The sequence below is a fragment of the Flavivirga sp. 57AJ16 genome, from assembly GCF_028736925.1.
Taxonomy (GTDB): domain Bacteria; phylum Bacteroidota; class Bacteroidia; order Flavobacteriales; family Flavobacteriaceae; genus Flavivirga.
Genome location: NZ_JAQZAT010000014.1, coordinates 100340 through 112793, shown reverse-complemented (window position 1 = coordinate 112793; position 12454 = coordinate 100340). Strand labels below are relative to the sequence as shown.

At 33.1% G+C, this 12454-nt stretch carries 12 protein-coding genes; 3 read left to right on the top strand and 9 right to left on the bottom strand.

Annotation, left to right across the window (positions count from 1 at the left end; genetic code table 11):
* The first annotated feature begins 353 nt into the window (after positions 1-353).
* Positions 354-848, top strand: a complete 495-nt coding sequence (locus PQO00_RS15695; RefSeq protein ID WP_274185805.1) for a hypothetical protein — start codon at positions 354-356, stop codon at positions 846-848.
* Between the two features lies 1 nt (position 849).
* On the opposite strand, the gene PQO00_RS15690 is transcribed toward PQO00_RS15695, so the two are convergent.
* The 9 genes from PQO00_RS15690 to PQO00_RS15650 all read right to left on the bottom strand — a co-directional run bounded on the left by PQO00_RS15690 (position 850) and on the right by PQO00_RS15650 (position 10622).
* Positions 850-1080 (bottom strand): DUF6095 family protein, encoded by a 231-nt coding sequence (locus PQO00_RS15690; protein ID WP_274185804.1) that lies wholly within the window; start codon positions 1078-1080, stop codon positions 850-852.
* Complete coding sequence (gene murQ, locus PQO00_RS15685; protein WP_274185803.1) at positions 1070-1888, bottom strand: N-acetylmuramic acid 6-phosphate etherase; 819 nt, start codon at positions 1886-1888, stop codon at positions 1070-1072. Before murQ ends, PQO00_RS15690 begins: the two co-directional genes overlap by 11 nt.
* A 144-nt stretch (positions 1889-2032) precedes the next feature.
* Positions 2033-4246, bottom strand: coding sequence for an NADP-dependent isocitrate dehydrogenase (locus PQO00_RS15680; protein WP_274185802.1), 2214 nt, complete (start codon positions 4244-4246; stop codon positions 2033-2035).
* Between the two features lie 858 nt (positions 4247-5104).
* Positions 5105-5455, bottom strand: a complete 351-nt coding sequence (rplS, locus tag PQO00_RS15675; RefSeq protein WP_274185801.1) for a 50S ribosomal protein L19 — start codon at positions 5453-5455, stop codon at positions 5105-5107.
* A 157-nt stretch (positions 5456-5612) separates the two neighbouring features.
* Entirely contained in the window at positions 5613-5936 is a 324-nt protein-coding gene (locus PQO00_RS15670; protein ID WP_274185800.1) for a hypothetical protein, read from the bottom strand.
* A 13-nt stretch (positions 5937-5949) separates the two neighbouring features.
* Positions 5950-6630, bottom strand: coding sequence for a tRNA (guanosine(37)-N1)-methyltransferase TrmD (trmD, locus tag PQO00_RS15665; RefSeq protein WP_274185799.1), 681 nt, complete (start codon positions 6628-6630; stop codon positions 5950-5952).
* Positions 6631-6706: 76 nt separating this feature from the next.
* Positions 6707-7327: a tRNA (guanine-N1)-methyltransferase gene (locus tag PQO00_RS15660; RefSeq protein WP_274185798.1), complete on the bottom strand. Its 621-nt coding sequence runs from the start codon at positions 7325-7327 to the stop codon at positions 6707-6709.
* Between the two features lie 128 nt (positions 7328-7455).
* Positions 7456-8904, bottom strand: coding sequence for a glyceraldehyde-3-phosphate dehydrogenase (locus tag PQO00_RS15655; protein WP_274185797.1), 1449 nt, complete (start codon positions 8902-8904; stop codon positions 7456-7458).
* A gap of 305 nt (positions 8905-9209) precedes the next feature.
* Complete coding sequence (locus tag PQO00_RS15650) at positions 9210-10622, bottom strand: trypsin-like peptidase domain-containing protein (protein ID WP_274185796.1); 1413 nt, start codon at positions 10620-10622, stop codon at positions 9210-9212.
* Between the two features lie 350 nt (positions 10623-10972).
* Here PQO00_RS15650 and dapF point away from each other — a divergent pair, with 350 nt between their 5' ends.
* The gene (dapF, locus tag PQO00_RS15645; RefSeq protein WP_274185795.1) at positions 10973-11746 is read left to right on the top strand and encodes a diaminopimelate epimerase; all 774 of its coding nucleotides are present in this window, start codon (positions 10973-10975) and stop codon (positions 11744-11746) included.
* Positions 11743-12267 carry a GNAT family N-acetyltransferase gene (locus PQO00_RS15640; RefSeq protein WP_274185794.1) on the top strand — a complete coding sequence of 175 codons (525 nt, stop codon included), beginning with the start codon at positions 11743-11745 and terminating at the stop codon, positions 12265-12267. Before dapF ends, PQO00_RS15640 begins: the two co-directional genes overlap by 4 nt.
* Positions 12268-12454: the final 187 nt, after the last annotated feature.

Sequence of the window (12454 nt, the reverse complement as noted above, 5' to 3'; positions counted from 1 at the left end):
CATTAGCGCCGATGGTACTGCATTTGCGGGAGAGTAGGTCGTTGCCTTTCTTGATCCCGGTCCTTTATTTGGACCGGGATTTTTTTTGCTCTATTTTGAGCCCGCCTAAACTTTTTAAATGGGCTAAAAATATCCTTTTTACACCTGATTTTTACCTTCTTTTCCTTCTGTAGCGCTGCTATACAAATCAAAATAGCCTTCAAATGAAAAATAGCTGTCGGCAAGTAAGCAGGAAATTATTAATTCTCACTATCATCCAAAAAGTTTAAAGGAGATCTATGTAAGGAAGTGATACTTCAAAGACTAAAGGAAAATGATTCTTTATTAGAGTTTATTTAACTATTTTAGTATCCATGGACATCATTATTAAATCGACCCTCAATACATTACAAAAATCTCAATATTTGCTTGATAAGTTGGACGATGCTATATTAAGTAATCAATCTGTGCCTCCTTATAATTCAAGTATAGGCTCCCATCTAAGACATATTTTAGATTTTTATGATTGTATTATAAATATGAAAAGGGATCGTGTTGATTTAACAGCAAGAAAACGAGATAATAAAATTGAAACTTGCTGTCATTCTGCGAAAGACTATTTACAGAGCTTAAAGGGTAGCCTTAGAAATTTAGAAGGAGATCTTAATAGAACAATTCAAGTAACAGATGATTTAGGTCTTGGAAAGATTAAAATGCCATACACTTTATCAGCTTTGCTCTCTCAAGCTAACAGTCATACAATACACCATTATGCTATAATAAATTATATTTTGGATAGATTAGGTATTGTGATCAATGACAGTGATTTTGGTTATAATCCAACGACTCCCAAAGAGCGCACGTATTAGATTATTTTTTAAACATGCTATCTAATATAGTCCTTAGGCCTTTAAATGCTAAATATACAGCTAATCCACAAATAATAATAGAAACGACAAGAATAGGTATGTACAAAGGCTTTTCTTGGTTACTAAAAGCTACATGAATGAGTAGTGGACCTAAAAACATGCCCCCTAAAGACATTCCCATTATTTTTAACCCTTTTACAAGAACCTCCTTATTTGTTTTTTTAGTTTCCACGGTTATAATTTTTAATAGCTGAGCGCACACTACCATATTTTGTTAATAATAGCTGTGCTTCTTTTTCTGAGACTTTTAATTCGCTCATAATCATTTTAACTCCTCTATTTACTAGTTTGTTATTGCTTAATTGCATGTCAACCATTTTATTCCCTTTTATGTGTCCCAATTGGATCATCGTGGAGGTTGTTATCATATTAAGAATTAACTTTTGAGCTGTGCCAGCTTTCATTCTAGAGCTACCAGTAACAAATTCTGGACCTACTATAACTTCTATGGGGAATTGTGCTGTTTGAGATAAAGGACTATTATGATTGCATGTAATGCACCCTGTAACAATGTCATTTTTATTACATGATTTTAGAGCAGCTATGACATATGGTGTTGTGCCAGAAGCAGCAATGCCTACAACGACATCGTTTGAATTTACATTATATTTTTGAAGATCTTCCCATCCTTGGGTTAGCGAATCTTCAGCAAACTCTACAGCTTTTCTTATAGCTACGTCTCCACCAGCAATAAGGCCAATTACTAGGTCGAAAGAAACCCCAAAAGTAGGAGGGCACTCTGATGCATCTAGAATACCTAAACGACCACTAGTACCAGCTCCAATATAAAACAGTCGTCCGCCTAATTTTAATTTTTCTACGATCCTTTCTATTAGTTTCTCTATTTGTGGCAGTGCTTTTTCAACAGCTAGAGGTACTGTTTTATCTTCGTTATTAATACTGCTTAATAGCTCATTGATAGACATCTTTTCTAGATGATCGTAATTGGAATCCTGTTCTGTTGTTTTGGTAAAACTCATGATTCAAAAGTATGAATTAATCTTCAGTTTTAGACATAAAGAACATTGCCAAACTTTTATTTTTATAGAAATATAAAAGAGGATGAATTCTAAGTTAAAATCCAAAGAATTCATCCCCTTGATATTAAAAGTATTTTAAATTATTTAGTTATTCAAAATAGTATTTAATGTTTTACTCGGTCTCATGACTTGATTTATAAGTGTTTCGTTGGGTTCATAATAACCACCTATATCAACCGGGCTTCCTTGAATATCGTTTAGCTCTTTTACAATGGCAGTTTCATTATCTGCTAATTTTTTTGCAATAGGAGCGAATTCTGCCTTTAAATCATTGTCTTTTGTTTGATTCGCTAATTCTTGCGCCCAATACATAGCTAAATAAAAGTGGCTTCCTCTATTATCCAATTCGCCAGCTTTTCTGGAAGGGCCTTTTTTGTTTTCTAATAATTTTTCGGTAGCATCATCTAACGTTTCTCCCAAAATTTTTGCTTTCACGTTATTATTAACTTCACTAAAATGCTCTAGGGAGACAGCTAAAGCTAAAAATTCACCTAAAGAATCCCAACGTAAATGATTTTCTTCTAATAACTGTTGTACGTGTTTTGGTGCAGAACCACCGGCACCGGTTTCAAATAAACCACCGCCATTCATTAATGGGACTATTGATAACATTTTAGCGCTTGTACCTACTTCTAATATGGGGAATAAATCTGTTAAATAATCACGTAATACATTACCAGATACAGAAATGGTATCTTTTCCTTCTATAATTCTTTTGCAAGTAAAGATAGTAGCATCAACAGGAGATAAGATTCTTAAATCCAATCCGTTAGTATCGTGGTCTTTTAAATAATGATTTACTTTTTTAATTAATTGGGCATCGTGTGCTCTGTTTTCGTTTAACCAGAAAACAGTAGGCGTTTGTGAGGCTCTTGCTCGAGCTACTGCTAATTTTACCCAATCTTGAATAGGAGCATCTTTTGTTTGGCACATTCTCCAGATATCGCCTTTTTCTACAGTATGCTCTAATAATATATTTTCTGAGGCATCAATAACACGTACAGTTCCTTCAGACTCTATTTCAAAAGTTTTATCGTGAGAGCCATACTCTTCAGCTTTTTGAGCCATAAGCCCAACATTAGGAACAGTTCCCATTGTAGCTGGATCAAAAGCACCATGCTCTTTACAAAAATCTATAGTTGCTGCATACACTCCTGCATAACTACTGTCTGGAATAACAGCTTTAGTATCTTGAAGCTTACCATGGGCATTCCACATTTGACCAGATGTACGAATCATTGCTGGCATAGAGGCATCAATAATAACATCACTTGGGACATGTAGATTTGTAATACCTTTATCACTATTTACCATGGCAATGGCAGGGCCGTTTTGGTAAACAGCATCAATATCAGCTTCTATTTCCTTGCGTTTAGCATCTGGAAGTTCTTCAATTTTACTTAAGAGGTTACTAATACCGGAATTTACATTAACTTCTAAATCTTTTATAATGTCGCCATGTTTTTCAAATATATCTTTGTAGTATGATTTTACGGCATGACCAAATATAATAGGATCACTAACCTTCATCATAGTTCCTTTCATATGTAAAGAAAAGAGCAAATCATTCTTTCTTGCATCAGCCACTTGTTCATCTAAAAATGTAACAAGTGCCTTTTTGCTCATAACTGTCGCATCAATTATTTCCCCTTTTAATAAAGCAAAGCTATCTTTTAAAATAGTCGTCGTCCCATTATTGTCTGTATGTACTATTTTTACACTTGTAGCTTCTGGTAAGGTTACCGATTTTTCATTATGGGCAAAATCTCCAGATGGCATGGTTGCAACATGTGTTTTAGAATCACTGGACCATACGCCCATAGAATGCGGGTTCTTTTTAGCGTAATTCTTTACAGCTTTTGGAGCACGTCTATCTGAATTTCCTTCACGAAGTATTGGGTTTACAGCGCTACCCTTAATTTTATCGTAACGAGATTTAATGTCTTTTTCAGAATCGTTTCCTGGGTTGTCTGGATAATTAGGGATACCAAAACCTAGTGACTGCAATTCTTTTATGGCACCTTTTAATTGTGGGATAGACGCACTAATATTTGGTAATTTTATAATATTTGCTTCTGGTTTTTTAGCCAATTCACCAAGAAATGCTAGATCGTCTGAAACACGTTGGTCTTCATTTAAAAAATCAGGAAAAACGGCTAAAATTCTAGCAGCTAAAGAAATATCTTTAGTTTCGATATTGATCCCTGAAGATTCAATAAATGTTTTTACAATAGGTAAAAATGAACGTGTTGCCAAAGCTGGCGCTTCATCTGTTTTCGTATAAATAATTTTGGACATTGGTGTCTTTTTTTTGAATTATTATAAAACTAAAAACATAGGTAAAAGTAGACTCGTTTTTAGCCTTGCGAATATACAAAAATGCACTCTTAAAAATGTTCAAATATTGTATGAAAAGCAATTTAAGGTAAATAGATTTAACAGAAAAGTAAAAATACTTTTGATGAGTAAGGATTTAATAAAAAACAGGTATTGTAGTTGTAAAATAACAAAAGCCATATCACGGAAAAATTTAATCTCCTCTGACATGGCTTTCTTTGAAATAACATAACGTGATCTAATTAGTATTGCTACTAAATCAGTTTAAACTTGCATTTAAACCTTTTCAATTCAAGTGCTATTATTTCAACGAAACAAGTTAGCAATTTTCAATATGCATTGACCTATCACTAAGCATGTTTCTGTTAATCGTTTTTCTTGATGCTATTAACTGCACTTTTCGTTTTCACGTTAAGCTTGTTTAAAGCATTGCTCTCATGACACAACATACACTTTCGTTTCTGTTGCTTTTTAAGCTTTCAATTACACCAGTTGCTAACTGCTTTCACATTTAGGACTTCTTGTAATGTCATGGTTTTTAGCTCGCTCACGCATACACGTGGCACTACAAAACCTCAAAAAACAATTATAATAAAGAACGTTACCTTATTTAGATTATAATATAAATCCATGTTACCATGAAACCAACCAAGGTTGTTATTATTTCTTTAGCTAAGATAAAACCAGAAATCAAAAAAACAAATTTTTCAAGGCTTTAAATATCAACGACTTATAAACCATACTTATGAACTTTTGTTAATAAAAAAAGCTCCGGTATAAACCGAAGCTTTTAAATAATTGCTTTGCAATAATAAGTTACTAGTGTCTGCTTTCTTTAATTCTGGCTTTTTTACCAGTAAGACCTCTAAAGTAGTAGATTCTTGCTCTACGTACTTGACCACGTTTGTTAACTTCTATTTTTTGTAATGCAGGTAAGTTAATTGGGAAAATACGTTCAACCCCAATAGACCCAGACATTTTTCTGATGGTAAAAGTTTCTGATGTTCCAGATCCTCTTCTTTGTATAACTACACCTCTAAAAAACTGAGTTCTTGTTTTACTTCCTTCTTTAATTTCGTAATAAACGGTAATTGTATCTCCAGCTGAAAATTCTGGTAAATCTTTTCTTGTTACAAATTCGTCTTGTACAAATTTTACTAAAGATTCCATATCTTTAAATTTAATTATAATTAATTCAGAACAACATTCACGATTCTCGCCAGAGGTTAACCCGAAATTGGCTGCAAAGATAAATAAAAAGTTATAAGTTATAAGTAATAAGTTAAAAGTTTTTTGTTTACCCAGCTTTTTTTATTAGGACCAAAAGTTAAGATGGGTTTTGTTTTACCAATTGGGTTGCATACAATATGAATCCAAGAGCAAAAATGAATACAGATAAGCTTGTTAAAATAGAAAGACCTCCTTGTAGGCTTAACAAACTCTCTGATGTTCTGGTTAGGATGGGTAAAGCAATGTTTAAGATCACCATTATTATTTTTAGAATTGATCCCAATAACATAAGGTAAGTTCCCGTTTTTTTTACTTTGGTTACTAGGATAATACTAGCAATTATTGCCATTAAATGTGCTATACTATTAAATACCGTTGCAATGCTAAAATAAATCATATAGTCATTTGTAAGTTCACTCATAATTATTTGTTGTTTATAGGTTATCTAATAAATCCGGGCGTTTCTCTTTAGTACGTTGGTAAGCCTGTTCTTCTCGCCATTTTTCTATTTCAGGGAGGTTTCCGCTAAATAACAATTCTGGGACTTTCCAACCTTTGTAGTCTCGAGGTTTGGTATAAATAGGTGGTGCTAATAAATTATCTTGAAAGGAGTCGGTTAGGGCAGAAGTCTCATTTCCCAATACACCTGGAATTAATCGTATGACGGCATCACATAGTACAGCAGCTCCTAATTCGCCACCTGATAATACGTAATCGCCAATAGAAACCTCTTTAGTTATAATATGATCACGTACACGTTGGTCTACACCTTTATAGTGCCCGCATAAAATAATGATATTCTCTTTTAAGGATATTTGGTTCGCTATGCCTTGTTTTAAAGTTTCACCATCTGGTGTCATATAAATAATCTCGTCATAATCCCTTTCCGCTTTTAAGGCAGAAATACACTTATCAATGGGTTCTACCATCATGACCATACCTGCCCCACCACCAAATTGTGTGTCATCAATAGATTTATAATTATCTGTAGTATAATCTCGTAAATTATGAAAGTGTACTTCTACTAAATCAGCTTCAATAGCACGTTTCAATATAGAGGCTTCAAAAGGGCTTTTGAGTAATTCTGGTAAAACAGTAATAATATCTATGCGCATTTCCTCGTTTTAAGAATTGCAAAGAAAAAATCTGTAATGTGAAATTACAGATTTTTAAATTTGTATTCGGATGTGTTTATAATCCTTTTTGTTTGTTTATTTCGTCCTGTAATTGACGTCTTACTTTTTGTTCACGCTCTAAAGCTGTTTTTCGGTGTTCTTCAAACTCTTCTTCAATTTCTGCAAGCGCGTGTTTAGCACCTTTGGTAATAGCGTTACTGTTTTTAAATTTATAAATAAATAAGATAAGTAATGCTAATAAACTGGCAATAATAGTCCACATAAGCACATTGTAGCTTGATTTGCTCATTTGCATACCAAATAGTGCCATATTGTTTTTCTCTGTATTGGTTTTCTCTAAATTATTTTGTGTATTGTTAAGGTTTTGTTTTAAATCTGAAATCTCTTTGCCTTGGTTTTTAACAACCAACCTGGTGTTTGCAAGTTCTTTATGTACAGCCTTTAAAGAATCAAGTGTATGAGCTTTTAATGTGTATAACCAATGACGCTCTACATTTTTGTATATTTTACCACTTCCTTTATAAGTATAGGATTTTTGTATAACAAAATCAAATTGGTTATCTATGGTACCGCTATTTAAAGAAAGGTTGTCTTTTTCATTTTTTGTTTGTGAAAAAGTAAGTAATGAGAATAAGAGAAGTAAAATTAAGAGAGCGCGTTGTTTTATGGAATTCATTTATGATTTATTTAAATAGTTTACGAAGTTATAAAATATTGTTTATTATACGATTATAAATAAAGAAAAAGCCTCATAAAATGAGGCTAATTTATATACGATTTAAATTTAAATTTAGATGCTCTATATTAATAATAGGTATAACGTCTTACTTTGGCTATATATTTTGCCAATCTTATTACTTGGTGGCTATATCCATATTCATTATCGTACCATATATATAAGATGGCATTTTTACCATCTTTACGTACAATAGTTGCTTTGCTATCATAAATTGAGGGCGCGGAACTTCCAATAATATCGCTAGATACCAATTCGTCGCTAAGTTCGAATTTAATTTGTTCGACTAAATCGCCTTCTAAAGCATATTTCTTTAAAATAGTATGAATGCTATTTAAGGATGTTTTCGTTTTTAACTCTAAGTTTAGAATAGCTAAAGAGCCATTAGGTACAGGAACACGAATGGCGTTGGATGTTAGTTTCCCTTCCAAACTTGGTAAGGCTTTTGCAACAGCACTGCCTGCTCCAGTTTCTGTAATGACCATATTTAAACCTGCCGCACGGCCGCGACGGTATTTCTTATGGAAATTATCCACTAAATTCTGGTCGTTTGTGTAAGCGTGAATGGTTTCTAAATGACCTGATTTTATGCCAAATGAATCTTCAATAGCTTTTAAAACAGGTGTGATCGCATTGGTAGTACAAGAGGCCGCAGAGAAAATATTAACTTTATCCGGATTATGTTCTGAATGGTTTACCCCATAAACGATGTTAGGAACTTCTTTCCCGGGCGCTGTTAATAATACTTTATCAATACCTTTTGATTTTAAATGCCTACTTAAGGCTTCCTTATCTCTAAAAGCCCCTGTATTATCAATAACCAATGCATTGTTTATTTTATACTTGGTATAATCGATATCTTCTGGAGCATCCGCAGAAATAATATTTACGGTAGTTCCGTTTATAATTAAGGCATTGTTTTTTGCATCTACGGAAACGGTGCCTGAAAAATCACCATGAACCGAATCATTACGTAGTAAAGAGGCACGTTTTTCAAGTGTTTTTTCATCAATAGCCCCACGAGTTACTATGGCTCTTAAGCGTAGCTGACTGCCTTTTCCGGTTCGGGCCATGATTTCACGAGCTACTAGGCGTCCAATTCTACCAAAACCATAAAGTACTACATTTTTAGGAAGGATATCACCATTTTTACGGGCGTCTTTTAATTTTCTAATAACAAAAGCGGTGGCATTACTATGCTTGTTTTCCTCTAAATGAAATTCGTAGGTAAGTTTTCCGATATCCAATTTTGCAGGAGGAATATCAAGCGTTTTAATAGCTTGAGCAATTTCTACTGAATCAAAAATAGAGATGGGTTTTTGTACAAATTTACAGGCATATTCGTGTAAGTTTAAAATTTGACTGACATTTCTATCGATAAGTTGGTTTCTGAAAATTACTAATTCAATAGACTTGTCGTACCAAAGGTCACTTATAATTTTAATAAATTCAACGGTAGCTCTTCGACGATCTGCTTGAAAGGCTAACTCATTTTCATAAGTTTTGTTAAAAGACATTGTAAAATAGTTTGGTTTAAATAAATTTTTTGCAAAAGTATCATATTTCAAACGTTTTCGTAGCGTATTTTTACAAAAAAATAATCCCATCAAAAAATTTAGTTTTTGATGGGATTGAAAACTATTTTTAAGGAAAGGGTTTTATTGAATTCATTTAGACTTTTTCAATTTGCTAAAAAATTGCTGTTTTCAGCTCTTTTTTTGTCTTTTTTTCCTTCCGCAGCTCTGCTATGCAACTCAAAAAAGACTTCAACTGAGATAAAAACTTCTAATTTTCGCTTAAATCCAAAAAGTCTAAATGAGTTCTATTTAAAAATGACTTCTTTTTTTTCCTTTCTTGTATTTATATATTCTAACTTTTTAATATTTTCTAGAATATCATCTCCATATTTTTCTTTTAATTTAGAAATATCTTCAATGGTTTCAATTTTAGTATCATTTATTCCAGTGATAATATAGCCTTCAGAAATACCTAAATTTGAATATAACCATTGGTTTTTTGTGTTCTTCACCATAACACCATAATCGATATTGTATTTTTCCTTAAATGAATCTGATAGATCTTGCAATTCCATTTTCATAAAATTGACAGAGAAAATGGCCGTTTTTGTTAATGACACTGAAAATGATTTCAATTTATTATCTCTAAGCAATTCAACATTTACAATATCATTTGGTCTTTTGGTTTTTATATATCCTGACAATTCTGGAAAATTAGAAATTTTTATATTGTCCAACTTCTTAATAATATCACCTTTTTTTATACCTGCTTTTTCTGCACCAGAGTTTTTTATGACTTCACTAACATATACGCCTTCAATCTCATTAATTCCTAGCTCAATGGCTTCTTTTGAAGCTTTATTAAGTATTGAAACTCCTAAAACCCCATTTTGTACATTACCATACTCCATGATATCTTCAATAACTTTACGCGCAATATTGCTTGGTACCGCAAAGGAATACCCAATATAAGAACCTGTTTGGGAAGTTATGGCGGTATTGATTCCAATAAGTTCTCCGTTTGTATTCACTAGGGCGCCACCTGAATTTCCTGGATTTACAGCAGCATCAGTTTGAATGAATGATTGTGAACTGTTTCCAGATAGATCCCTGGCTTTGGCACTAATAATCCCCGCAGTAACAGTCGATGTTAAATTAAAAGGATTACCAACGGCAAGTACCCACTCACCAATTTTAGCTTCATCCGAATCTCCAAATGTCACAAAAGGCAATGCTTCATCTGCATCAATTTTCAAAAGGGCTATATCGGTTTTTTGGTCTGTACCAATGAGTTTAGCTTCATATGTTTTATTATTGTTCAAAGTCACCGATAGTTCATGGGCATTTTTAATGACGTGATTATTAGTTATAATATAACCATCTGCATTGATTATAACCCCAGAACCTGTTCCTAATTGGGCACGTTGTTGACGTCTTCCAAAAAATAAATCTTCAAAAGTCATTTGTCCAGAGCTGATCGTCACATTTTTTACGTGTACCACGGCATGGACCGTGTTTTCTGCAGCTGTTGTAAAATCTGATGTTTCGTAAGCTTTTAATGGACCACTAATATTATTAGTGGGCAAAAACGTTGGGTTGGAATCTGCCGTGGCCACTACGACATTTTTATTTTCTTTTTCTAAAAAAAGTTTATAAGCACCAAGAGTTAAAACGCCACCTAATGCCGAAACCAGTACTAATGATAAAATCTTTTTCATGAATTTTAAGTTTAATTACAATTTACTAACGATTTAACGATTAAAATTAAATATTTATTGAATGGCTCATCTCGTTTTAACGATTTTTAACGCCAATTTTAACGACTATTTAACAATCAAAAAACACCATTAATTATAAAGAGTATTCTGCGAGGTAAACTCATAGAATGCCCTTGAGACTAGCTGTTCCCACGTTTGTACTGAACATGTTATAGTAAAAACAAAAAACTAAATAAAGAATTTCGATTTTAAATTAAAAAGCCAAAAACGGGAGGCAAGATTATTTTAACTTTTGTATTATAATATTGCTCGTTTTAAGAAATTCTTTATTTATATCTTTGTGCTTTATTATGCAACAGACTTTTTATAAATATCAAGGAACAGGAAATGATTTTGTGATGATTGATAATCGTCAACAAACTTTTGACAAAAATAATACCAAACTTGTTGAAGCCTTGTGCGACAGACGTTTTGGCATAGGGGCTGATGGTCTTATTCTATTAGAAAACCATGATGATTTAGACTTTAAAATGGTTTACTATAATGCCGATGGAAACGAAAGTTCTATGTGCGGTAATGGAGGGCGTTGCTTGGTAGCATTTGCTAAACAATTAGGTGTTATAAAGAATAAAACGACTTTTGAAGCGATTGATGGGGTACACCACGCGATTATTGATGGGGATATTGTAAGACTTCAGATGCAGGATGTCGATACGATTGAAAAGCATGAAAACCATGTTTTTTTGGATACAGGATCACCACATCATGTACAATTTGAAAATGAGATAGAAACATTTGATATAAAAACAAAAGGCGCAAAAATAAGATATGGTTCGCCGTATAATGAAACGGGTAGTAATGTGAATTTTGTTAAGAAAGTAAATCCTAAAATTTTTAGGGTTAGGACGTATGAGCGAGGCGTAGAAGATGAAACATTGTCATGTGGTACAGGAGTTACTGCTGTTGCTTTGGCAATGCATGCTATTGATGAAACCAAAGATAACCTGATTACACTTCAAGTGCAAGGTGGGGAATTACAAGTGTCTTTTGAAGTTGAAAATGGTGTATACAAAAATGTATGGCTTATGGGACCTGCCAAACTTGTTTTTAAGGGAACGGTATGATTACTTTAAAAGGTGAAAATATATACTTACGCGCTTTAGAGCCTGAAGATTTAGAGTTTGTTCATACTATTGAAAATGATGAGGCCGTCTGGGAGATAAGCAATACGATAGCACCATATTCGAAGTACTTAATAAAGAAGTATTTAGAACAAGCGCATAAAGATATTTTTGAAGTTAAACAATTGCGACTGGTTATTTCGAGTTATATAGACGAACCTTTGGGAATGATCGATTTGTTTGATTTCGATTTTAAAAATGGTAGAGCAGGTATAGGTATTTTGGTTAAAGAAACAAATAATAGAAGGAAAGGTTATGGTAAAGAGGCTCTCAGGTTATTAACAGATTATAGTTTTGCCCATTTGGGCTTACATCAGTTGTATTGTAATATTTCTGAAGAAAACGAGGCGAGCATAAAGCTTTTTACAAATTTTGGATTTAAAAAAATTGGACTTAAAAAGGATTGGAACCGTGTTAATGGCTCCTATAAAAATGAATATTTATTTCAGCTTATAAATAAATAAAAAATTTCTTGAAACCGACTATCCCTGAGGCAAGCCATAAGGATATTTTCCCGGTTTCTTATCCAATCCCTGCCTCGCCGGCAGGCAGGAAGTTGGGTACGGGTTTTGGTCTCAAGGTCAAAAATCGAAATTTTATATTTTACCTCACCCAGAATTGACAAAAAGGCAATTCTGATCTCTCCAAAGG